We start from the raw sequence: 22,804 nt of genomic DNA on the forward strand, positions 1-22,804 counted from the left end.
AACCGAATTGACCAACATATGACCGACCAACTGACACCCGTTCGCCGCGCACTGATAAGTGTTTCCGACAAAACCGGCATTGTAGAATTTGCCAAAACCCTTGCCGACCTCAACGTTGAGATATTATCGACCGGCGGCACCTTTCGCCTGTTAACCGAAAATGGCATTGCGGCCATAGAAGTCTCTGATTACACCGATTTCCCGGAAATGATGGACGGAAGGGTGAAAACACTGCACCCGAAAGTACACGGCGGCATTCTTGGCCGACGCGGTATCGATGATGCCGTCATGGAACAACACGGCATCAAAGGTATCGACATGGTGGTCGTCAACCTGTACCCGTTTGCCGCTACTGTTGCCGACCCTGATTGCGATTTGCCCACGGCCATTGAGAACATCGATATCGGTGGTCCGACCATGGTGCGCTCCGCCGCGAAAAACCATAAAGATGTTGCCATCGTAGTCAACGCCAGTGATTACAACCGCATCTGTCAGGAACTCATCGCCAATCAGGGCCAACTCTGTTACCAGACCCGTTACGAGCTAATGGTTTCGGCTTTTGAGCACACCGCCGCTTACGACGGCATGATTGCCAACCACTTTGGCGCTCGCGACACAAACAATGTGGCGCGGAATTTCCCCAACACTTACAACTCGCAGTTCCGCAAGGCGCAGGAAATGCGTTACGGCGAAAATCCGCACCAGAAGGCGGCATTTTACGTGGAGGCCAGCCCGGCAGATGCCAGTGTAGCAACCGCCCGGCAACTGCAGGGCAAAGAGCTGTCTTTTAACAACATTGCCGATACCGACGCCGCACTGGAGTGCGTCAAGCAGTTTGAACAACCCGCGTGTGTTATCGTCAAACACGCCAACCCTTGCGGAGTTGCAGTGGCCTCCGACATCAAAACCGCCTATGACCTAGCCTATGCCACCGATACGGAATCAGCTTTTGGCGGCATTATTGCCTTCAACCGTGAGCTGGATGCAGAAACAGCAGCGACTATTTGTGAACGCCAGTTTGTTGAAGTCATTATCGCTCCTGCTATTGCCGACGGCGCCATTGAAGCAGTCAGCACCAAGAAGAACGTACGCTTGCTTGAGTGTGGCACTTGGGGAAAACAACGGCCTGCTGATTTCGACTACAAACGAGTGAATGGCGGCTTGCTAATTCAGGATCGTGACAACGGCATGGTTACCGAAGATGACCTTAAAGTGGTCAGCCAACGACAACCTTCGGATGCCGAAATGGCCGATATGCTGTTTGCCTGGAAAGTGGCGAAAATGGTCAAGTCAAACGCCATCGTGTATGCGAAAGGCAATCAAACTATCGGCGTAGGCGCAGGCCAAATGAGCCGCATTAACTCCGCCCGGATTGCTGCAATTAAAGCCGAGCACGCAGGCCTGGAAGTTAAGGGTGCGGTTATGGCATCCGACGCCTTCTTTCCGTTCCGCGATGGCATAGACAACGCAGCCAATGCTGGCATCAGCTGTGTGATACAGCCGGGTGGCTCGATGCGCGATGAAGAAGTCATTGCGGCGGCAGACGAACACGGCATGGCCATGGTTTTTACCGGGATGCGGCACTTCCGCCACTGATCATTGGCGGTTACAGCAGGTTTTAGTTTTAAAAAAGAGAAATTTGATGAATATTCTGGTTATCGGTTCAGGTGGTCGTGAGCACGCACTGGCATGGAAAGCAGCTCAGGGAAAAAACGTAGAAAAAGTGTATGTAGCGCCCGGCAATGCCGGTACAGCTCTCGAGCCAAAACTGGAAAATATCGATCTGCCCGTTGACGACTTTCAATCTCTGGCCGACTTTGCAGCGAGCCACGATGTAAGCCTCACCATCGTCGGGCCGGAGCAGCCGCTGGTGGACGGCATTGTCGATTACTTTGCCAGTCGCAACCTGCGCGCCTTCGGCCCGTCAAAAGGAGCCGCCCAACTGGAAGGCTCGAAAGCATTCACCAAGGACTTCCTGGCCCGCCACAATATCCCTACCGCCGAATATCGGAATTTCACCGAAATTGAGCCTGCTCTTGCCTACTTGCGTGAAAAGGGCGCGCCTATCGTTGTGAAGGCCGATGGCCTGGCCGCTGGCAAGGGTGTCATCGTGGCAATGACCCTACCTGAAGCAGAAGCTGCCGTAGAAGACATGCTGGCAGGCAACGCCTTTGGCGAAGCAGGGCATCGTGTCGTTATCGAAGAATTTCTTGACGGCGAAGAAGCCAGTTTTATCGTTATAGTTGATGGCAAGCATGTGCTGCCTATGGCGACATCACAGGATCATAAAGCGCGAGACAACGGCGACCAGGGCCCCAACACTGGCGGCATGGGCGCATACTCCCCTGCGCCGGTCATCACCCCTGACATCCACAACCGGATTATGGAGGAAGTGATTTTGCCTACCGTACGCGGCATGGCTGCGGAAGGCAACGATTACACAGGCTTTCTCTATGCCGGTTTGATGATCATGACCGACGGCACCCCCAAGGTCATAGAATACAACTGCCGGTTTGGCGATCCGGAAACACAGCCGATCATGATGCGCTTGAAATCCGACCTCATCCCCCTTTGTGACGCAGCCTTGGACGGGAAACTGGATCAAGTCAGGGCCAGTTGGGATACCCGCGCCGCACTGGGTGTGGTGCTGGCTGCAGGTGGATACCCCGCCGCATATAAAAAGGGCGACACAATCACCGGCTTACCGTCAACAGACGCTGAAAACGCCAAGGTTTTTCATGCCGGAACCCGACAGCTTGATGGCGCGATCACAACTAATGGTGGGCGCGTACTTTGTGCGGTGGGCCTGGGAGACACCGTTACAGAAGCTCAACAAACGGCCTACCAGCTCACCCACCAGATAAGCTGGAACAACGTGTACTACCGCACCGATATCGGGTATCGGGCAGTAGCAAGAGAGCAATAACAACTTACCGACGTTTTAAAGAAGAATACTGAAGGGGTTAGTAAAGCGCTCGCGATCACGTGCGCCCTGCCTTTGCGAGCACACCTTTTCTTCGCTCCAGCCACACAGCAAGCCCCTGGGCGTTAAGATGGACATCCATGGCCAGCAGATCCGCCAGCGCCGTCTTATTGAAGTCTGGCTGAATAGCGGCAGCCCTTTCTGTCACCAACTGCTGCAAACCCCTTTCTATCATCTGTTCTGTGTTATCGCCCCCTTCCACTCTAAGGGCTAAAGCGGCCATCTGCTCAATCTGCTCCATCAACTGCGTGGCCAAAGCCTCGGCAGATTCAACCATACCGTAATGTGTTAGATAAAATCGTTCCGGCCGATAACTCATCAGCAGTTGAACCGAAGCAACTAATTTATCGGGGTTAAACTGGACGGGTGTGGTGGTGGGAATGATATAACGCCCATTGGTTAGACTCATACCTTGGTAAGATATACCAAAGGTATCACCACTAAACCACCCTTTGCTCTGCTCATCCCAGATACAGAAGTGGTGATCAGCATGCCCCGGCGTGTCGCGAACATCCAGCATCCGCCCGTTCAGGTTAATTACCCGGCCATCTTCCGCAGCAATGATTCTCGAACTATCAACGGGAGGAATATCACCATACAGTGCGGCAAATTTCTTCTCTCCATAAACAGCGATTGTCCCGGCCACCAGTTTTTCCGGATCAGCCATATGGCGAGCACCTCGCGGATGAATCACCAGTTCGGCATTGGGGCATTGTTCCATCAACACACCGGCACCACCAGCATGATCAAGGTGCACATGCGTCGGAATAATATAACGCACTGCTTCCGGAGAGAGGTTTAATTCGGCCAGCAAGGACATAATCGTTGGCACCGTATGGGAAGTGCCCGTTTCAACAATCGCTACTTCACCTGCCTCTACAATCAAATAACAGCAGGCTATGCCTGGTTTGATATAACCTGCATCAACACAGTAAATACCCGAGCCCAAAGATTTCCACAACTTTTCTGTCATCTATTCGTTACCTTGTTCTTTATGACATCGACAACCTGTACACTGATCACCTGCTTTATAGCCGCTTTGGCGCTCTGGTTACCTGTGTTGCCGAGTTTGCTACAATACCTTCCCATTCAACAGCTGCCAATGACTTTACCATGAGCGCAAAACATCTTTCTCCATTAGACCAATTTCTCGCCCAGGTCGATCGAGCATTACGCACTGTGGCAACAAAAGCGCCCGCGCCCGAGCGAAAATCTCCAGCAGAGCACATTGACACTCCAGCCTTATCTGCAGAGGAAAAACGCCACGCGGCAGGCCTTATGAGGGTAAACCACTCTGGAGAGGTTTGCGCCCAAGCGCTGTATCAGGGCCAGGCACTTACCGCTAAACTGACCCATGTAAGGCAGGAAATGGAGCAGGCTGCAGACGAGGAAATTGATCACCTGGCTTGGTGCGAAGAGCGCGTTAAAGAGCTGGGGGAACAAACCAGTGTGTTAAATCCTCTCTGGTACGCACTGTCATTCGGCATTGGAGCAACCACCGGCTTGATCAGCGACCGACTTAGTCTTGGCTTTGTTTCTGCCACCGAAGATCAGGTGTGTCAGCACCTTGAAAGCCACTTGGCAAAGCTACCGCCAGAAGACAAAAAAAGTCGTGCAATAGTGGAACAGATGCTTGAAGACGAAGCCAAACACTCCTGTGCCGCACTGGAAGCAGGCGGCCTTGAATTTCCACCACCCGCCAAAGCATTCATGTCACTCATTTCAAACGCTATGACCAGAACCAGTTATAAAATCTAGCTTTTCCACAATGTTTCAATCGTAAGCCTCAAGGCTTTCGATGATTTTAAATATCTGATCTTTCACCCATTGGTGAACCGGCGAATTAACGGTTCTCACATGCTGAACCAGCTCAATCGATAATGACCGTGAAAAGTCCAGTTCTTCAGGATACGGCTTGCGGATAATGTCGTAATCATTTTTTGCCAGCCTTAAATCTCTCATAGTAGCCATCATCAGGCTATCACTGTCACGCAAAGTCTCCATAGCTGTCATCAGGTGATTGGTCACCAGTGCTTTCCTGCGGCCAAGTCCTCTCTTGCCAAGCTCCCGATCAAATCGGCTATCCGCAGCCGCAGAAACCGGACCGTTCAACAAGTGATAACAGTGTACAAACGGGTATTGGAGAATTTCTTCAAGAGTCAACCTTTCCTTGTCAGCAAGCGGATGTTTATTGTGCATCCAGACAGCAGGCATAAAACTGCCAACCGGCGTACTGTGATATTCGTCACTGTGCGTCTTGGCAATCTCAATAACAAAATCCAACGACCCGTTACTAAGCTCTCTGTCCTCGGACTCGGACTCACTCACTAATGTAAGTGACAGGTTCGGTGCTTCCACAATTAGCGCCTTTACCAAAGCCGGAACCACCTGCAAAGCAATAAATTCTGCCGCCATCAGCCTGATCTCACCATGGTACGTGTGTGGATCGAACTTATTCCCGGCCACCAGTGCGGAAATACCGGCCATAACGAATGGTAATTGCTTTTCCAGCTCTTCTGCTTTTGGTGTTGTTGCCAGCGCCCTGCCACTGCGAATGAACAGGGGATCGCCAAACAACTCTCGTAACCGCTGCAAGGTTTTACTCATTGCTGGCTGGGTGACATACAGACGCTCTGCCGCGCGAGTCACACTGCGCTCTTCCAATAATACCTGTAGCGCCACCAGCAAGTTCAGGTCTGTACGGGCAAGTTGCTTCGTGTACACAATACATTCTTTCCAGTTATGACTTTCATAAAATTAATACATTTTATTTATGTTTAAGCAAGCACTATATTGACACCTGAGCATTGATAACCCAACGACAGAAGGAGAAACCCATGATTGTCAATTACGTAATGATTGTCATAGTCGCACTACTGGGGTCTCTGATCGCCTGGGACGACCTGAGGCCCATCGACAGAAAGCCCCAGGAAAACGATCAATAACCTGTTTATTTACCCCCTCAAAAACCCCTTTAGCAGCCTCCCCCAGGCTGCTTTTTTTTGTCCCGCATATGTGGATAGGTTAAAGGCCGCCGACTTTACTACGGATTTAGTGCAGCTCTTTCCCCAACTGATTTGAAGAGCCAAACAGAAAACATTCTCTCAGGTTATTATTGCCATGAAATTAATACATTTTATTTATGATTATTGAAGCCCTATATTGAACACCAAGACACTGACAACCCAACGATTGAAAGGAACCCCGTAATTATCAATTGCGCCATGATTGCCATAGCTGCGGGACCCCTGATCGCCTGAGGACGATCTGAAACTGGTCGAAAGAAAGTCTCGGGAATAGCTGTCAGTAAACTGTTTATTTACCTCTCAAAAACCCCTTTCAGCAGCCTTCCCCAGGCTGCTTTTTTTTGCCTGTTCTTTTTACTGACCTTTTTCATCTATCCTTTACAGCACGAACTAGAACTAAACAGGACCGACGGGAATAATCCGGACCTCCAGAAGCAATTGAAAATCGTTAAGGCATAATTTCGTAACTGTGGGTTATATCAACTCCTGCCTTCCCAAGCATAATTGACGCAGAACAATACTTTTCTGCAGACAATTTTACGGCACTTTTTACCGCACTCTCTTTCAACTCTTCACCGCTTATTTCGAAGTGAATATGAATTTTTTCAAATACTGCCGGAACAGCATCTACTCGCTCCGCATCGATTTTAGCAAGACATGCAGTAACCTTTTGGCGACTCTTTTTCAGAATATGGACCACATCAAACGCCGAGCACCCCCCCATGCCCATTAACAGCATTTCCATTGGACGAGGCCCCTGATTTTGCCCACCGTGATCCGCGGGACCATCCATGGTCACAGTGTGACCTGTTTCAGATTCCGCCACGAATTTGGCTTCACCCGCCCATTTAACCACTGCTTTCATATGCTCTCCATCACATTAAAAATGTGGCAAGGGTAACATAACCAACCAAAACTTATCGACAACTCACTGAAACAATTGAATTTTCGCCAGAATATTGTAAATCTCGAGGTGCCTTTTAATCACTGAGCAATAAAGATCATGGATAGCAGCTTGGCTAAAAGCCTTTTAGAAAGCATAATCACGGGTGCAAACGATTCCGAAACCTCATTGGAGGGAACTGATTTGGCTCCTGCACCTATATCACCACACATTCCGAATGTTGAAGAATTTCTGGCCCACTGCCATCGCCGCAAGTATCCAGCCAAGAGCACCATCATCTATGCTGGCGATGAAGGCGATACCCTGTCTTACATCATCAAGGGTTCCGTCACGGTTTTAATTGAGGACGATGACGGGCGCGAAATGATTGTCGCCTACCTGAATGAAGGTGACTTTTTTGGCGAAATGGGCGTTTTTGGACACACTGACCGCAGCGCATGGATTCGGGCAAAAACTGAATGTGAAGTTGGCGAAATCAGTTACACCAAGTTCAGCGAGCTATCCAGAGAAAAACCGGAATTCCTCTATGCTATTGGTGAGCAGATTGCCACTCGCCTGCGTAACACAACCCGCAAGGTTGGCGATCTGGCATTTCTGGATGTGACCGGGCGTGTAGCTCGCACACTGCTCGATCTCTGCAAAGAACCTGATGCCATGACTCACCCCGACGGCATGCAGATCAAAATTACCCGTCAGGAAATTGGCCGCATCGTCGGTTGTTCTCGGGAAATGGTTGGCCGCGTACTGAAAACACTTGAAGAGCAAGAGCTTGTTTCAGTAAAAGGCAAAACCATGGTGGTGTTTGGAACCCGTTAATCCGAAGGGTATATCGAAAAACCAACGCATTAAAAAATGCATGTACTGCAGCTGCAGTGCATGCATTTTTTGACAGATCAACACCGTTTTCAGGCAAACAATTCTCTGAGTTTGTCGCCCGGCTCATCCGCCCGCATAAACGCCTCCCCAACAAGAAACACATTTACGCCTCGCTCGCGCATCTCAGCAACATCGCTTTTGGTATGAATACCGCTTTCTGTCACAACAATACTGCCTTCGGGAATGCTCGCCAGCAGTGCATAGGTATTGTTCAGAGAAGTTTCAAAATTATGCAGATTTCGATTGTTAATTCCGATTAACCTTGTTCCCAACTGCAACGCTATCGCCAGCTCTTCCGCATCGTGAACCTCTACCAACACATCCAGACCAATTTTTCTGGCCACATCGTGCAAGAGCTTAAGCTGCTTCGGTGTCAACGCCGCAACAATTAATAAGATACAGTCCGCACCCAAGACCCTGGCTTCGTAAACCTGGTATTCGTCGACAGTAAAATCCTTGCGCAGCACGGGCAGGGAAACCACCTTCCGGGCCTGTTGCAGATACGCGTCTGCGCCCTGAAAAAAGTCTACATCTGTCAGCACCGACAGGCACGCTGCGCCGCCCTGTTCGTAGCTGACAGCAATGGCAGCCGGATCAAAGTCCTCTCGAATAACGCCCTTGCTGGGTGATGCCTTTTTAATTTCAGCAATCACGGCCGACTGGCCCTGGGAAGCTCTGGCTGTTATTGCATCAACAAACCCTCTGGTCGGAGGCTGCGCCATTGCCTTCTCTTTTAATTCATCGAGCGGAACCATCTGCTGCCTTTCCACTACTTCTTCTCGCTTGCGAGCGATAATTTTACGAAGAACTGTCGGCGCATTTTTATCCTGGCCATTTGCATCCATATCATTCACTCCCAAGGCAGGCACTGAAAGTCGCCAGCTCGCCGATTCTGGCCCTGGCCAAACCAGAACCAATTGCGTCCTGAGCCATTGCCACACCATCTTTAATTGTCACGGCTACTCCCGCAGCATAAAGTGCAGCGCCCGCATTTAGCGCCACCATATCGGATGCCGCACCGCCGTCTGGGGAAAGCGCTTTTTTAACCATTGCCAGGCTTTCGTCAGCATTCGTCACTTTCAAGTCTGACAAACTTGATCGCTTAATATCAAAATCTTCTGGAGAAAGTGAGTATTCACTTATGGTGCCGTTTTTCAACTCACACACCCATGTACCGGATGCAACACTGATCTCATCAAGACCATCTTCCGAATGCACCACCAATACATGCTTGGCACCCAGTTGTTGCATAACTTCGGCAACCGGCCGCAACCATTTCCGATCAAAAACCCCCAGCAACAGATTAGGCACACTGGCAGGATTCGTTAACGGGCCAAGCAGATTAAAGATTGTGCGAACACCCAGTTCTTTGCGCGGCCCAATGGCATGCTTCATGGCACTGTGATGATTTACGGCGAACATGAAGCCAACACCCATTTCGTTGATGCAGAGCGCCACCTCATCCGGAGAGAGATCGAGACGCACGCCAGCCGCTTCCAGCAAGTCAGCACTGCCACTCTTGCTGCTCACTGAGCGATTGCCATGCTTGGCGACTCTGGCTCCAGCTGCAGAAGCGACAAAAGCACTGGCCGTAGAAACATTGAAAATACCCGCGCTGTCACCGCCCGTGCCAACAATATCCACCAGATAGTCACCTGACACACTTACTGATGCTGCCAGCTTTCTCATCACGGATGCCGCGCCGACAATTTCGTCCACGGTCTCGCCTTTCATCCGCAAGCCAACCAGAAACCCCCCTATCTGGGCATCTGTAGCTTCTCCGGTCATGATTTGCTGCATCACCGCTTGCATCTCTTCCACACTCAGGTCGTTGCCTTCCAGCACCGCACCGATGGCTTGTTGAATATTCATCAGCGCTCCCGTACGTTTTGTGATAAAAAATTCTGCAGTAAATCGTGGCCGTATTCGGTAAGAATCGATTCGGGGTGAAACTGTACACCCTCTATTGCATATTCACGATGCCGCACACCCATAATTTCATCTACCCGGCCTTGCTCGTCTTCTGTCCAGGCAGTAATTTCCAGACAGTCCGGCAGGCTTTCCCTCTCAATCACCAGCGAGTGATAACGGGTTGCTTCAAAAGGGTTCGACAAGCCCCGAAAAACACCTTTGTCGGCGTGGTGAATAGGCGAAGTCTTACCGTGCATAACTTCTCTGGCTCGCACTATTTTTCCACCAAATGCCTGGCCAATACTCTGATGACCCAGACAGATACCCAGAACAGGCACCTGTCCGGCAAAGTGCTTAATGACGTCAACAGAAATACCGGCTTCATTGGGCGTACAGGGTCCCGGCGAAATAACAATTTTCTCTGGTGTCAGCGCAACCACATCAGCCACGCTTAACTCGTCATTGCGAACTACCCTGACATCCGCTTTCAGCTCCGCCAGATACTGAACAACGTTGTAAGTGAAGGAGTCGTAATTGTCGATCATAAGAATCATCAGCTTGCCCCTTACACGACCATCGCTGCTGCGCGGAAAATGGCGCGAGCCTTGTTCATGGTTTCTTTCCACTCCAGCTCCGGCACAGAATCGGCGACAATACCGCCACCGGCCTGGACATAAAGTTTGTTGTTTTTAATTACCGCTGTGCGGATGGCGATAGCCGTATCCATATTGCCATTCCAGCCAAGATAGCCGACAGCCCCACCATAAACTCCGCGCTTCACCGGCTCCAGTTCATCAATAATTTCCATGGCGCGAATTTTTGGCGCCCCGGACAACGTCCCGGCAGGCAATGTCGCGCGCAAAACATCCATTGCCGAGACGCCCTCGCGCACCGTGCCCTTAACGCTGGAAGTAATATGCATAACGTGCGAGTAGCGTTCAACGACCATTTTTTCGGTAACAACCACCTTGCCGGTTTTAGCAATTCGACCAACATCATTGCGGCCCAGATCAATCAGCATCAAATGCTCGGCAATTTCTTTGGGGTCCTCCAGCATTTCCTTTTCCATTGCCAGATCTTCCTCAGGGGTGCGGCCTCGTCGACGCGTTCCGGCAATAGGCCGAACGGTGACTTCGCCATCTTCCAGCCGCGCCAGAATCTCTGGAGAGGAACCCACAATATGGAAATCATCGAGGTTGAGGAAATACATATAAGGCGACGGGTTCAAACAGCGCAACGCACGATAAAGATTGATGGGTTGGGCAGTGAAGGGAATTGATAACCGCTGTGACGGCACGACCTGCATGACGTCACCCGACAGCGTGTACTCCTTAATCCGCCGGACCGCGTTTTTGTAACCTTCCTCACCCATACTGGAAACAAAATCCGCCTCTCTCAGTGTGCCACCATCAAGATTCATTTTACTCAGCGCGCCACCGAGATCAGGCACAGGTTGCCTCAGCTTTTCTTCCAGGCTGTCAAGCCGCTGCTGTGCTCGCTCCCAGGCTTGATTGTCATGCGCATCTTCGTGTACCACGAAAATGAGTTTGCCCAGCAGATTATCAAAGACCACCACTTCATCGGAGGCCATTAACAGAATATCCGGGTTGCCCAGCTCATCCGGCGGCACAGATTTTTTGAGTCGAGGCTCTACGTAGCGCACGGTATCATAACCAAAATAACCGACCAGACCGCCAGTAAATCTGGGCAAGTCAGGCAGCACCTCAGATAAATCCGGCATACGGTACAGCGCATGAAATTTTTCCACTTCCATCAGCGGGTCATCTGTCCGCCGTTCTTCAACCACCTTGCCATCGCGCTGAATAACGAGTTCGTCACCGGAAACCTTTAAAACCGTACTGCTCGGCAAGCCAATTAATGAATAACGGCCCCACTGCTCGCTACCCTGAACAGATTCAAACAAATAGGAATAAGGCCCATTGGCCAATTTAAGGTAGCTCGAAAGCGGTGTATCAAGGTCGGCCAGAATTTCCCGGATAACCGGAATCCGGTTGTAATTCTGCTTTGCCAATACTGCAAATTGTTCGGGAGTCATGCTCATTGCCCAGTCTCTTCTTAAAGAACCTGTCGCGAGACTTTGCTTGAGCCGTCGTGCGCAGGTTTTTATGGATTCTTTTTCAGGTTCAGGCCGGCAAGCCTGAAGGTGTGCCAACACCTGGCACGGAAGATTATTTGACGCGCCATCGCCAGCCAGCGAGGGCAATATCAAAGAGAGCAGAAAAGAATAATGTGCTGTTAACTGAAAACACGGTTATCTCCACAAAGCGAGTGTGAATTCTAATGCATTCACCGCTGACTGAAAAGCCGTCAGCGACTGCCAACGGCCTGCAGCTGCTCACGCATTTTACCAATAACCTCTGCATAATCAGCAGCACCATAAATAGCAGACCCGGCAACAAAGGTATCGGCACCGGCTTCAGCAATTTCGCGAATGTTAGCCACACCTACCCCGCCATCAATTTCCAACCGTATGTCGAGCCCACTTTGATCAATCAATGTGCGCGCCTCACGCAATTTCTGTAACGTCGAAGGAATGAACTTCTGCCCACCAAAACCCGGATTAACAGACATCAATAAAATCATGTCCAGCTTGTCGAGAACATATTCCATGTCACCCAGGCCTACCGCAGGATTCAGCACCAGTCCCGCCTTACATCCCGCCTGCTTGATCAATTGCAATGAGCGGTCGACATGCTTTGACGCTTCCGGGTGAAAAGTGATCCAGCTCGCCCCTGCATCAGCAAACATACCGATAAGATCGTCTACCGGCTCCACCATCAGGTGCACATCAATCGGCGCTGTAACACCGTAGTCGCGCAGCGCCTTGCACACCATTGGCCCAATCGTCAGGTTAGGCACATAGTGATTATCCATAACATCAAAATGCACTACATCTGCACCCGCTGCCAGCACCGCATCAACTTCTTCTCCAAGGCGGGCAAAGTCAGCAGAAAGGATGGAGGGGGCAATCAGATAATCAGTCATGGCGCACCAGCTTTTGTCAGGGTAATTTGTGTGCTGCAAACTATGCCCAAGAACCGTTCAGTCTGCAATGGCACAGCAATTAAAAGAAAACATGCATTGCTGCAGCAAATATGCGAAAGTTCTCAGCTGCAAAAATTTAACAGCGTAAAACTTGAACGAGTAATCAATCGCCATGGAAAAAAACACCCAGAATGAAATTGAAGCAGCCGTCTTTCAGCGGCTGATCAAACACCTGCAAGATCATACAGATGTACAAAACATCGACCTGATGATTCTCGCCGACTTTTGCCGTAACTGTCTCTCCAAGTGGTATATGGCAGCGGCGGAAGAGCGTGGAGAGAAAATGGATTACGATACAGCCCGCGAGATTGTCTACGGTATGCCCTACGAAGAATGGAAAGACAAATATCAACTACCAGCGACGCCCGAACAACAGGCCGCCTTTGAGAAACGGCACAACTAACCGTCAACAGAACACCATCTTTCTGCCGATTACTTGCTTAAAGCTTCTTTGACCAGATCCCGGTAGGCCTTGAAGTTAAACAGCACGATCAGAAGCACAATCAGCGCCAGAATAAACGGCTCTGTGCCATCCCAGCCAACCGCTGACCAAATATAGTGCTCAATAAACTCTGTCCAGTTGACCTGCTGCCCGGCCATTTTGCGCAACCAGATTTCAAGATCAGTCAGTGGGCAGCGCCAGTTCACTACCATGATCGTGATACCGTATACCGCAACAGGGAAATGCAACCAGACCAGTCTGGGCCAGCGATAACAGAGTAATCCCCCGGCAATCACAAAGGCCACGAAACTGAAGTGAAGGGCGGCAGCAATATTTGCCAGTAACAAGTAGGCTGTGCTCATCATGTTGGCTTTTTGTTGGATCACCGGCAATGTACCCGATTTTCGCCTTGCAATCACCCTTAGTTGCCGTAACACTTGGCGCAACTTTCCGGTAATTGGCACAAGTAACCAGCATTCACATGAACTGTTCTGATCTAAGAGAATTTATTACTTTTCTTGAAAACCGAGGAGAACTCAAACGCATTAGCGTTGAAGTTGACCCGGTTCTGGAAATGACCGAAATCTGCGATCGCACATTGCGTGCTGGCGGACCTGCATTGCTTTTTGAAAAACCCAAAGGCTACGACATTCCCGTTCTGGGGAACTTGTTCGGCACCCCCGAGCGGGTCGCTATGGGCATGGGGCAAAAAAGTGTTAGCGCCTTGCGTGAAGTGGGCGAACTACTGGCTTTTCTCAAAGAACCGGAACCACCCAAGGGTCTGAGGGACTTATGGGAAAAGCGGCACGACTTCAAACAAATACTCAATATGCCTGCCAAGATAATAAAAAAGGCGCCCTCGCAACAAGAGATCATCGAGGGTGATGCCGTAGACCTTGGCAAACTGCCTATCCAGACCTGCTGGCCTGAAGATGTCGCACCGCTGATTACCTGGCCACTCGTCATCACTCGTGGCCCCGAAAAAGAGCGACAAAACCTGGGTATTTATCGCATGCAGGTGATTGGGAAGAATCGACTGATTATGCGCTGGTTAAGTCATCGAGGTGGTGCTCTGGACTTTCGCGACTGGCAAAAAGTTCATCCGGGCGAACCCTTCCCGATCGCTGTTGCACTGGGCGCGGACCCGGCAACCATCCTCGGTGCAGTAACACCTGTACCGGACACTCTCTCCGAATACGCCTTTGCTGGCTTGCTGCGAGGCGGCCGCACAGAAGTTGCCGAAAGTTTGGCAGGAAATCTGCAAGTTCCTGCAAATGCCGAGTTTGTTCTGGAAGGCCATATCCACCCGGATGACATGGCTCCGGAAGGCCCCTATGGCGATCACACCGGTTATTACAACGAAGTAGATAATTTCCCGGTCTTTACTGTAGATCGCATTACCCACCGCCGAGATCCGATTTATCACAGCACCTACACCGGCCGGCCACCTGACGAACCGGCAATTTTGGGCCTGGCCTTGAATGAAGTATTTATCCCGCTTTTGCAAAAGCAGTTCCCGGAAATAGTCGATTTCTACTTGCCTCCTGAAGGCTGTTCTTACCGCTTCGCGGTGGTAACCATGAAAAAGCAATTTCCGGGGCACGCCAAGCGGGTCATGATGGGCGTATGGTCATTCCTGCGCCAGTTTATGTACACCAAATTTGTGGTGGTGACCGATGACGATGTTAATGCGCGCGACTGGAACGATGTCATCTGGGCCATCACAACACGTATGGATCCCCGTCGCGACACAGTCATTATTGACAACACCCCCATCGACTATCTGGATTTTGCCTCTCCTGTCTCTGGACTCGGCTCAAAAATCGGATTCGACGCCACCAACAAATGGCCCGGCGAAACCAGTCGGGAGTGGGGCAAGCCAATTGAAATGGACGCTGCGGTAAAACATCGAATAGATCAAATATGGGGCGATCTGGGCATCGATTAAGACATTGACTAAACCTATACTGTGCATATAAAAAGCAGACGATGTCTGCAGGTATTCAGCTGACAAGCTGAAAACCATAAATTGAGGATGAATGACATATGAAAAATGAATCCACCGTTTACGATTACATGCTGGGCGACCCGCCTATTGTCAAGCCAACCACCCCGCTGGGCGTGGTTATCAACCTGCTGGATAAACATTCGTTATCGGGCTTACCCGTGGTTGACGATCAACATCAGGTGGTCGGCTTTATTTCACAAAAAGACTGTATCAAACAAATGATTCAGAGCAGCTACCACTGCGAGGGCGCACCCAGTGCAAAAGAAGTGATGACAACGGAGCCCACATCTGTCTCACAGGATGCCGGTATTTATCAGGTCGCAGACATGATGGCCAACAGCACACGCAAGGCTTACCCGGTGGTGAACCAAGGCAAGCTGGTCGGGATAATCACCCGAAGTCATATCTTGCGCGCATTGAACGACTACCTGATGACCTGTAGTTTACCGTCAAAGCAATAAAAACTTCCGACAACAGGAATAGCGCCAACATCACCTTTTCGAACAAACATGACTGAAACCGTTCAGGCGATTCCCCTGATGAACCTCGGCATCGCCTTTCTGCCCGTTGCAGTCACTCTGGTGATTCTTTTCCGCTGGTCAGTCGGCGCAGGCCAGGCCCTCTATGCCACCCTCAGAATGCTATTACAGCTGGCACTTATCGGCTACTTCCTGGCGGCCCTGTTTAACGCCGACCACGCAGGTATTGTCATACTGGTACTGACCCTGATGGTTTTTTTCTCAAGCTGGATTGCACTGGGAACCGTGTCACTCCAACGTCGCCAGTTGCTAACCCGAGCATTTGCCGCCATTTCCATTGGTGGCGGCTTTACTCTCGCACTCACCACACAGGGAGTGCTCAAGCTCAACCCCTGGTATGACCCTCGCCTGATGATCCCCCTGGCAGGTATGATTTTTGCCAGCGCCATGAATACTGTCAGCCTCGCAGCTGAACGCATGCAATCTGAAACCCGCCGGGGCGTCGCTTTCACCGAAGCTCGCCATCAGGCACTACACGCCGCCATGATCCCGCTGATTAATACACTGTTGGCTGTTGGACTGGTGTCACTTCCGGGAATGATGACCGGGCAAATTTTGTCCGGCGTTTCTCCGCTGATTGCAGCCCGCTATCAGATCATGGTGATGTGTATTATTTTTGGTGCTTCAGGTATATCCGCGGCCTGCTTCCTGTCCTGGAGCAGAGCTGTGTTCAAACCACCACAGCTCTCAGACTAACCGGGCGTTTCCTTCTGAACACGGCGCCCTAAAGTTGAGAGTTTTTCTTTAACATGCTCACCAGAAAGATAAATAGCTGGCACCAACATTAATGTTACCGTCGTCGCAAACAACACACCAAAAGCCAGTGAAATCACCATAGGAATCAGGAACTGCGCCTGCGTACTGCGTTCCAGAAGAATCGGCATCAACCCGAAAAATGTGGTGATAGAGGTCAGGACAATGGGTCTGAAACGGTCATGAGCTGCCTGAATAATCGCTTTCGACGCCTGCCAGCCTTCTTTTCTCAAATAGTTAATCCGATCAATCAACACCAGATTATCATTCACAACCACCCCTGCTGCCGCCATAACCCCCAGCATGGAAGGCATACTGATATCTTTCCCCATAATCAAATGCCCGATAATGGCACCAGCAATACCAAAGGGGACAGCGCTGAGAATAATGACCGGCTGCCAATAAGAACGGAACTGGATCGCCAATAGCGCATAAATAGCCAGCAAAACCAGCAGCAGAAACTGCAGTAGCGCCACTTCAAACTCCTGCTGTTCTTTCTGATCGCCCTCTATCGTTAAACGCATGCCCGGAAAGTCAGATGCGATTGATGGCCACTGGTCCCTGAATAAAGCACCCACAATATCAGTCGCAGAAGCATAACCCGGCAACAGTTCCGCTTTGATTTCAACCATCCGCTGCCGGTCGTGACGCTTTATCTCGGCATACCCGGGCACGTATTCCGCTGTTGCAACCGCATCAAAGGGCAGCTCCCGCCCGTCTGCCGTGCGCACTCTCAACTCATCCAGCGTATAGACCGTACTACGCTGCTGCTCCGGGTAGCGCACCATGACTTTGACATCTTCTTTTAAACGGGGAATACGCTGCGCTTCTGCACCATAAAAAGCCTGTCGCACTTGCCTGGCGACATCAGACAAGCCAATACCCAGTGTTTCTGCAAACGGGCGCATGATTACCTCTATTTCGGGCTTTGTGTCCTGAGCCGAATCCGTAATATTATGCACACCCGGAAAACGCGCCAGTGCCTGCTGAATCTGCTGTGACGCCTTTTTCATCTCATCAATATCATGCCCCCGAAGCATCAGGTTAATGTCCTTGCTCTTCGGGATCATGGTATAGACAACTTCGAAGTCTTCCGCTTCGGGAACCGGACCAATCAGTACCTTGAGCTGCTCACCCACATAATGGGACGAGGTATTCCTGACCTCATTCCCTACCAGTTCTAACGCAACAATAACGCTGTTATCCTCGCTGCGGGACTGTAAGGCTTTGATCAGGCTATTACCCTGAGCATCCCTCATCTCCGGCTGCTGCCTGAGCGTCTCAATAGCCGCTTCAACACGTTTCATCACTGCCACTGTCTGGGTAAAACCACCGCTCTCGGGCATTTCAACGCGAACAAGCACGAATTCGCCTTCCACCCTCGGGAAAAAGCTTACTTTCAGCCAGCCGCCCGCAAATGTTGAAATCACGATAAGCAATCCACCCAGGAAACAGGCCAGTGTTACCCGGCGATTTTGCAGCGCTTTTTTCAATACTGGCCGGTAATAATAATCCGCAAAGCTCATCAATCCAGCAGATACTTTTTTCCGCGCACCGTGAATCAGCTGAAACAATTTCCAACGCGGCTCCTTTTCCGGCCTCATGTGTCGCAAATGAGCAGGCAGAATAAGAAAGGATTCCAACAGAGAAAACGCCAGCGCCAACAACGCTACCGTACCCATGTCAGCAAAAAACTTAGCTGCGTCACCAGGCAGCAGAATCAGTGGAACAAAGACCATCATGGTTGTCATTACAGCGGTGGTGACGGGCTTGGACACCATACTGGCACCAAGGGCAGCACTGGCATGGCCATCGAGACCGCGCTCGTAATGGCTGTAAACGCTCTCGCCCACAACAATAGCGTCATCAACAATAATGCCCAGTATCATCAGAAACGCAAACAGGGTCACTACATTTACGGTGAGTCCGAAATAGGGCATCAGCCAGAACGTGCCCAGATACGCAACACCCAGCCCTGCTGCAACCCAGAAAGCCAGCGCTGGCCGCAAGAACAACAACAAGATAATAAATACCAGTACCAGCCCACCTAATGCGTTTGAAATCAGCAAGTCCATTCGACTCTGCAGATACCTGGACATATCATTCCAGATCTCCACCTTAACCGACGCAGGCAGCACACTTTTCTTTTCTTCGACATAGGCTCGCAGACTTTTGGAATTGCCAAGCAAATCCGGATCCTGGGTGGTGTAAACATCAACAAATGCCGCCGGTTTGCCATTAAAGTTTGACACCAGATTCCGTTCTGCGAACCCGTCCCGAACAGTCGCGATATCACCCAGCCTGATGACGGTACCATCAAGTGCGTGGAGAACAACAATGTCTTCAAATTGCTTTCGGTTATAGGCCTGACCGCGAGCCTGCAAAGTAATGTCACCCGTTTTTTCACGAATTTGCCCCGCCGACAGATTAATCGAGGAACGGCGAATCGCGGCCACCACTTTTTCAAAACTGAGCTTGTACTGTTGCAACATATGCTCAGACAATTCAATAGCAACTTCATCGTCGCGAATGCCGGAAACCTCGGCAACACTGATACCTGGCAAACTGGCAATATCATCGCGCACCTCTTCCGTAACAGCTTTGAGCTGCTCCTCATCCATACCTCCCGATACCGCAATGCGCAGCACGCGAATACGGGAAAGCACCTCCCTGATCTGCGGGTGCTCGGAGTCCTCGGGGAAGGTGTTGATCGCATCAACTCGTGACTTCACATTATTCAGTAATTGCTGGATGTCATAGCCATCTTCGACTTCGACTTCCACCACCCCCAAATTCTGCCGGGCAAAGCTGCGGACCTCAAAGATGCCATCCAGATCGCTGATTTCCTCCTCTATACGAATACAGATCTGCTCTTCAACCTCTCGGGGCCCCGCACCCGGATAGGGAACGGCTATCTCGACAATGTCTTTGGGGATATTCGGAAACATCTCATTCTGGATGCCCGGCAGACTGGTAAATCCGCCAACCAGAATCATCACCATCAACAAATTGGCAGCGATAGGGTTATCGACAAACCAGGCTATTAGCCGATTCACGGGGTAACCACCTCTTCATGGTCTGAATCAGTCGCTTTTTCAACCAGCGGTTCTATCCGCATACCCTGGACCAGGTATCTTGGCCGCTGAGTAAGCACCACGGCGGCGGCGGGAACATCGCGAACCAGGGCCTCATCCTCGACAACCTGAAGCACCTGCACCGCCCTGATGAATAACTGATTCTGATCGTCCAGCATTAGCACATTATGTCGCTGGTATAACGCATTAACCGGCAATGCGACCACATCATCATATTCCCTGCCTTCAATCTCAACCGTAACAAATTGACCAACCATCAGGGGAAGCTGACTTTCTTGAGGGTGCCTGCCAACCTCAACCACGGCGTATCGGACACGGCTACCGGTATCGAGCGCCGCTTCCATTCTCACAATTTCTGCAGGCCTGCGGGTCACCTGACCGCCATATTCTGAAATGACGGTTGCCGGAATATGTTGCTTGTTAACATCGGTATTGCCGGGCAGCAACCCAACCTGCCCGTTCGTTAAGGGAAGGCGAATTTCCAAAATTTCCGAAGAAAACACTTTTGCCAGAGCCGTACCCGGCCCGACATACTGCCCGAGATTAACGCTGGTACTTCGCACCTGCCCCGGAAAGGGCACAGAAACACGGGTGCGCTCCAGATTTATTTCGGCTTTTTCGTGATCGGCCACAGCTGCTTCCACTGCTGCCTCAGCCGCTGCCAATTGAGGCTTTCTCAGAAACAGCTCATTGGCTTCAGCATTGCCAAGATCACGCCACTCACGCTTGGCCTGACGGGCTTTTCCCCGCTCCTGAGCAAGTAGTTGCTGCGCATCGGCAACCCGGGATGCAGCACGAACCACTTCAATCCGATAATCACGGGGGTCAATCTGTAATAATGTTTCATTCGCAGCAAACGAACCACCGCTAACAAAGTTGTCCGACACCTCTTCAATTCGACCAGCCACTAACGCGGCGAGATCTATTTCCACCTTCGGTGTCACTGTACCCTGGCTAACAATCATGGGCCTGCGTGTTTCCGCTACTGCCAACATCGCCGTTAATTTGGGCGCGTCCGGCTCAATCATGGGCACCTGGGATGGCGCAGGTTTAGATTTCCATATAAAAATAGCGGCTAATATCGCGGCCACAAAGATAGATAACGGGAATAAAATTTTATGCTCTCGAAAAGCCATCAAAATACCCTTATTACGCCTGACCGGTACAGGTGTTGAGAGAAAAATAAAATACTTTTGTTGAAAGCAGTTTACGGAGACGAACCTGACAAGACAATTATTCCATGTCGGCAATACAAAATAAGCTCTAAGGCATTATCTGAAAGTAAACTTTCCGTTACACTAGCGAACAATTTTAAACCCTTATCGAGTTTCAGCGATTTTTTCTATGACCAGTTTTCTCATTAAAAATTGCAATAGGCAGTACCTCGCCAAAGATCTGACATGGGTTCCGGCTTCTACCTGTCATAACTCGCAACCTCTGTTTCACACCCCATTCAGGGATGTCGCCCTCAATCAACTCGTTGAGCTGAATACCAAGGATTTTCAGTTGCGCGCGGAAGTAGTCAATTGTGAACTGGATGAAAAAAACCGTCCTATTATCCCTCAACAGGAGGCAGCGGCCTGACCCGCGCCTATCGAGCCTATTTTGCCATCTTTTCAACAACGTATCGCAAAACTTCAGCAAACTGACGCCAACGGTCTCTTCAAAAATATTTTGCGGGGAGTAGAGAAAGAAAGTCTTCGTGTGACCCATCAAGGCGGGCTGGCTCTCACACCCCATCCTACCGCTCTTGGGTCAACCCTGACTCACCCTCAGATCACGACAGACTACTCGGAAGCACTGCTGGAATTTATTACGCCACCGTCGACATCGGTAGCTGACGTACTGAAAACGCTTGATAACATTCACCGTTATACCTACCAGAATATCGGGGAAGAATTACTGTGGGTAAACAGCATGCCATGTCAGCTGGGCACCGATAATGACATCCCCGTGGGACAATACGGACACTCCAATATTGGCCGCATGAAAACAATCTACCGGGTCGGGCTGGGTCATCGCTACGGCCGTCTGATGCAGACCATTGCCGGTATTCACTACAATTTTTCTCTGCCCGAGATATTCTGGCAATGGCTGCAGCAGCAAGAAGCGCCGGACAGCAACCTGCAGGATTTCACTACCGAGCGTTATTTTGCCCTGATTCGGAATTTTCGCCGCTACTTTCCTCTGCTTCTGTTTTTGTTCGGTGCGGCTCCCGCGGTTTGCCGAAGCTTTGTCAAAGACCGCCAACATTCACTGGAAAGTTTTAATGGCGACCCGCACAGCCTTCACAAGCCCTACGCCACCTCTCTCCGAATGGGTGACCTCGGGTACCAGAGCAAGGCTCAAGAAACCCTCGTCGTCTGTTATAACGAGCTGGACACCTACATCCGGACACTGCGCGGCGCACTCACTGAAAGCTACCCGCCCTACCAGCAGATTGGCCTCAAAGACAGCTTCGGTGATTACCGTCAGCTGAGCACAAATCTGCTGCAAATTGAGAACGAGTTCTACAGCACAATTCGCCCCAAACGCAATGCCAATAGTGGCGAAACACCGCTCAATGCATTGCATGCCAGGGGCGTCGAATACATTGAAGTCCGCTGCCTGGATCTCAACCCGTACTTACCCGTAGGCATCAGCGAGCAACAAATTCACTTTCTGGACAGTTTTCTTGTTTTCTGCCTGCTGGAGGAAAGCCCGGCCACCGATGCCGAGGAAACGGCCAATATTCTGGAAAACCAGCGTCGCACAGTCTACTACGGCCGCGATCCGGAATTAACGCTGTTACATAAGGGCCAGGAAAAACCAATTGCCGCGCTGATAGCAGAGCTTTTCACCCGCATGGAGCCCGTCTCGGCCCTCCTCGACAGTCACCAGCAAACAACGGCGCACGGCGATGCTATCAAGGCCTTCAAGATGTTCATAAGCAAACCGGAGCTAACCGCTTCCGCACAGATACTGAATGAAATGAGAACGAAGGGGCAGACATACTTCGAGGTTGCCATGAACCACGCCAGGCAGCACCGGCAATACTTCCTCGACACACCGCCCGCCCCCGATATTGTGGAACAATACCAACAGATGGCTGTTGAATCCCTTAAACAGCAACGAGCAATTGAAGTCGCCGATGAAATTGATTTCGACACATTTCTTGCCAACTACTATCGTCAGTACGACAACCTGACCCCCTGACTGGAA

Annotated in this window: 21 protein-coding genes; 10 read left to right on the forward strand and 11 right to left on the reverse strand. The window is 50.7% G+C overall.

All coding sequences use genetic code 11. The features are described from left to right. Positions 1-18: 18 nt before the first annotated feature. Both purH and purD read left to right on the forward strand, forming a co-directional pair. On the forward strand, positions 19-1,596 hold the full coding sequence (gene purH, locus H7A02_11225) for a bifunctional phosphoribosylaminoimidazolecarboxamide formyltransferase/IMP cyclohydrolase (protein ID MCP5172821.1): 1,578 nt from the start codon (positions 19-21) through the stop codon (positions 1,594-1,596). Positions 1,597-1,642: 46 nt separating this feature from the next. Next, positions 1,643-2,926, forward strand: coding sequence for a phosphoribosylamine--glycine ligase (purD, locus tag H7A02_11230; GenBank protein MCP5172822.1), 1,284 nt, complete (start codon positions 1,643-1,645; stop codon positions 2,924-2,926). Between the two features lie 55 nt (positions 2,927-2,981). Here purD and H7A02_11235 read toward each other — a convergent pair whose 3' ends face one another. Further along, on the reverse strand, positions 2,982-3,956 hold the full coding sequence (locus H7A02_11235) for an MBL fold metallo-hydrolase (protein MCP5172823.1): 975 nt from the start codon (positions 3,954-3,956) through the stop codon (positions 2,982-2,984). Between the two features lie 140 nt (positions 3,957-4,096). On the opposite strand from H7A02_11235, the gene coq7 reads away from it, so the two are divergent. After that, positions 4,097-4,741: a 2-polyprenyl-3-methyl-6-methoxy-1,4-benzoquinone monooxygenase gene (coq7, locus tag H7A02_11240; GenBank protein ID MCP5172824.1), complete on the forward strand. Its 645-nt coding sequence runs from the start codon at positions 4,097-4,099 to the stop codon at positions 4,739-4,741. Positions 4,742-4,756: 15 nt separating this feature from the next. On the opposite strand, the gene H7A02_11245 is transcribed toward coq7, so the two are convergent. Continuing rightward, positions 4,757-5,707 carry a LysR family transcriptional regulator gene (locus H7A02_11245; GenBank protein ID MCP5172825.1) on the reverse strand — a complete coding sequence of 317 codons (951 nt, stop codon included), beginning with the start codon at positions 5,705-5,707 and terminating at the stop codon, positions 4,757-4,759. Positions 5,708-6,457: 750 nt separating this feature from the next. Next, the gene (locus tag H7A02_11250; GenBank protein ID MCP5172826.1) at positions 6,458-6,874 is read right to left on the reverse strand and encodes an OsmC family protein; all 417 of its coding nucleotides are present in this window, start codon (positions 6,872-6,874) and stop codon (positions 6,458-6,460) included. 138 nt (positions 6,875-7,012) lie between these two features. Here H7A02_11250 and crp point away from each other — a divergent pair, with 138 nt between their 5' ends. Next, positions 7,013-7,729, forward strand: a complete 717-nt coding sequence (crp, locus tag H7A02_11255) for a cAMP-activated global transcriptional regulator CRP (protein ID MCP5172827.1) — start codon at positions 7,013-7,015, stop codon at positions 7,727-7,729. A gap of 89 nt (positions 7,730-7,818) precedes the next feature. On the opposite strand, the gene trpC is transcribed toward crp, so the two are convergent. From trpC to rpe, 5 genes are all read right to left on the reverse strand, one after another. After that, positions 7,819-8,634, reverse strand: a complete 816-nt coding sequence (gene trpC, locus H7A02_11260; GenBank protein ID MCP5172828.1) for an indole-3-glycerol phosphate synthase TrpC — start codon at positions 8,632-8,634, stop codon at positions 7,819-7,821. A gap of 1 nt (position 8,635) precedes the next feature. Continuing rightward, complete coding sequence (gene trpD / locus H7A02_11265; protein MCP5172829.1) at positions 8,636-9,661, reverse strand: anthranilate phosphoribosyltransferase; 1,026 nt, start codon at positions 9,659-9,661, stop codon at positions 8,636-8,638. Continuing rightward, a complete protein-coding gene (locus tag H7A02_11270; protein MCP5172830.1) occupies positions 9,661-10,254 on the reverse strand; it encodes an aminodeoxychorismate/anthranilate synthase component II in 594 nt (197 codons plus the stop codon). Before H7A02_11270 ends, trpD begins: the two co-directional genes overlap by 1 nt. Positions 10,255-10,265: 11 nt before the next feature. Continuing rightward, positions 10,266-11,756, reverse strand: coding sequence for an anthranilate synthase component I (locus H7A02_11275; GenBank protein ID MCP5172831.1), 1,491 nt, complete (start codon positions 11,754-11,756; stop codon positions 10,266-10,268). Between the two features lie 272 nt (positions 11,757-12,028). Beyond that, the gene (gene rpe / locus H7A02_11280) at positions 12,029-12,706 is read right to left on the reverse strand and encodes a ribulose-phosphate 3-epimerase (GenBank protein ID MCP5172832.1); all 678 of its coding nucleotides are present in this window, start codon (positions 12,704-12,706) and stop codon (positions 12,029-12,031) included. A gap of 172 nt (positions 12,707-12,878) precedes the next feature. Here rpe and H7A02_11285 point away from each other — a divergent pair, with 172 nt between their 5' ends. Next, positions 12,879-13,169: a DUF1244 domain-containing protein gene (locus H7A02_11285; protein MCP5172833.1), complete on the forward strand. Its 291-nt coding sequence runs from the start codon at positions 12,879-12,881 to the stop codon at positions 13,167-13,169. A gap of 29 nt (positions 13,170-13,198) precedes the next feature. Here the strand turns inward: H7A02_11285 and H7A02_11290 are convergent, their stop codons facing one another. Then, the gene (locus tag H7A02_11290) at positions 13,199-13,594 is read right to left on the reverse strand and encodes a DUF2784 domain-containing protein (GenBank protein ID MCP5172834.1); all 396 of its coding nucleotides are present in this window, start codon (positions 13,592-13,594) and stop codon (positions 13,199-13,201) included. Between the two features lie 95 nt (positions 13,595-13,689). Between H7A02_11290 and ubiD the strand changes: the two genes are divergently transcribed. From ubiD to H7A02_11305, 3 genes are all read left to right on the forward strand, one after another. Then, complete coding sequence (gene ubiD / locus H7A02_11295; GenBank protein ID MCP5172835.1) at positions 13,690-15,156, forward strand: 4-hydroxy-3-polyprenylbenzoate decarboxylase; 1,467 nt, start codon at positions 13,690-13,692, stop codon at positions 15,154-15,156. A gap of 98 nt (positions 15,157-15,254) precedes the next feature. Then, a complete protein-coding gene (locus H7A02_11300) occupies positions 15,255-15,677 on the forward strand; it encodes a CBS domain-containing protein (GenBank protein MCP5172836.1) in 423 nt (140 codons plus the stop codon). A gap of 48 nt (positions 15,678-15,725) precedes the next feature. Beyond that, positions 15,726-16,451, forward strand: coding sequence for an ABC transporter permease (locus H7A02_11305; protein MCP5172837.1), 726 nt, complete (start codon positions 15,726-15,728; stop codon positions 16,449-16,451). Here the strand turns inward: H7A02_11305 and H7A02_11310 are convergent. Continuing rightward, positions 16,448-19,564: an efflux RND transporter permease subunit gene (locus H7A02_11310; GenBank protein ID MCP5172838.1), complete on the reverse strand. Its 3,117-nt coding sequence runs from the start codon at positions 19,562-19,564 to the stop codon at positions 16,448-16,450. The genes H7A02_11305 and H7A02_11310 overlap by 4 nt on opposite strands. Further along, positions 19,561-20,739, reverse strand: a complete 1,179-nt coding sequence (locus tag H7A02_11315) for an efflux RND transporter periplasmic adaptor subunit (GenBank protein ID MCP5172839.1) — start codon at positions 20,737-20,739, stop codon at positions 19,561-19,563. Before H7A02_11315 ends, H7A02_11310 begins: the two co-directional genes overlap by 4 nt. Positions 20,740-20,947: 208 nt before the next feature. Between H7A02_11315 and H7A02_11320 the strand changes: the two genes are divergently transcribed. Both H7A02_11320 and H7A02_11325 read left to right on the forward strand, forming a co-directional pair. Continuing rightward, entirely contained in the window at positions 20,948-21,187 is a 240-nt protein-coding gene (locus H7A02_11320; GenBank protein MCP5172840.1) for a hypothetical protein, read from the forward strand. Between the two features lie 21 nt (positions 21,188-21,208). Next, positions 21,209-22,798 (forward strand): glutamate--cysteine ligase, encoded by a 1,590-nt coding sequence (locus H7A02_11325; protein ID MCP5172841.1) that lies wholly within the window; start codon positions 21,209-21,211, stop codon positions 22,796-22,798. Positions 22,799-22,804 lie beyond the last annotated feature (6 nt).

The organism is Pseudomonadales bacterium, assembly GCA_024234435.1.
In the GTDB taxonomy this organism is placed as follows: Bacteria; Pseudomonadota; Gammaproteobacteria; order Pseudomonadales; family Porticoccaceae; genus JACKOF01.

Bases quoted from the DNA above. Each gene is read 5' to 3' on its own strand.
- H7A02_11250 (MCP5172826.1), bottom strand. From the start codon at position 6,874: ATGAAAGCAGTGGTTAAATGGGCGGGTGAAGCCAAATTCGTGGCGGAA.
- H7A02_11315 (MCP5172839.1), bottom strand. From the start codon at position 20,739: ATGGCTTTTCGAGAGCATAAAATTTTATTCCCGTTATCTATCTTTGTG.
- purD (MCP5172822.1), top strand. From the start codon at position 1,643: ATGAATATTCTGGTTATCGGTTCAGGTGGTCGTGAGCACGCACTGGCA.
- H7A02_11270 (MCP5172830.1), bottom strand. From the start codon at position 10,254: ATGATTCTTATGATCGACAATTACGACTCCTTCACTTACAACGTTGTT.
- trpD (MCP5172829.1), bottom strand. From the start codon at position 9,661: ATGAATATTCAACAAGCCATCGGTGCGGTGCTGGAAGGCAACGACCTG.
- rpe (MCP5172832.1), bottom strand. From the start codon at position 12,706: ATGACTGATTATCTGATTGCCCCCTCCATCCTTTCTGCTGACTTTGCC.
- H7A02_11275 (MCP5172831.1), bottom strand. From the start codon at position 11,756: ATGACTCCCGAACAATTTGCAGTATTGGCAAAGCAGAATTACAACCGG.
- coq7 (MCP5172824.1), top strand. From the start codon at position 4,097: ATGAGCGCAAAACATCTTTCTCCATTAGACCAATTTCTCGCCCAGGTC.
- purH (MCP5172821.1), top strand. From the start codon at position 19: ATGACCGACCAACTGACACCCGTTCGCCGCGCACTGATAAGTGTTTCC.
- H7A02_11305 (MCP5172837.1), top strand. From the start codon at position 15,726: ATGACTGAAACCGTTCAGGCGATTCCCCTGATGAACCTCGGCATCGCC.
- crp (MCP5172827.1), top strand. From the start codon at position 7,013: ATGGATAGCAGCTTGGCTAAAAGCCTTTTAGAAAGCATAATCACGGGT.
- ubiD (MCP5172835.1), top strand. From the start codon at position 13,690: ATGAACTGTTCTGATCTAAGAGAATTTATTACTTTTCTTGAAAACCGA.
- trpC (MCP5172828.1), bottom strand. From the start codon at position 8,634: ATGGATGCAAATGGCCAGGATAAAAATGCGCCGACAGTTCTTCGTAAA.
- H7A02_11235 (MCP5172823.1), bottom strand. From the start codon at position 3,956: ATGACAGAAAAGTTGTGGAAATCTTTGGGCTCGGGTATTTACTGTGTT.
- H7A02_11320 (MCP5172840.1), top strand. From the start codon at position 20,948: ATGACCAGTTTTCTCATTAAAAATTGCAATAGGCAGTACCTCGCCAAA.
- H7A02_11285 (MCP5172833.1), top strand. From the start codon at position 12,879: ATGGAAAAAAACACCCAGAATGAAATTGAAGCAGCCGTCTTTCAGCGG.
- H7A02_11300 (MCP5172836.1), top strand. From the start codon at position 15,255: ATGAAAAATGAATCCACCGTTTACGATTACATGCTGGGCGACCCGCCT.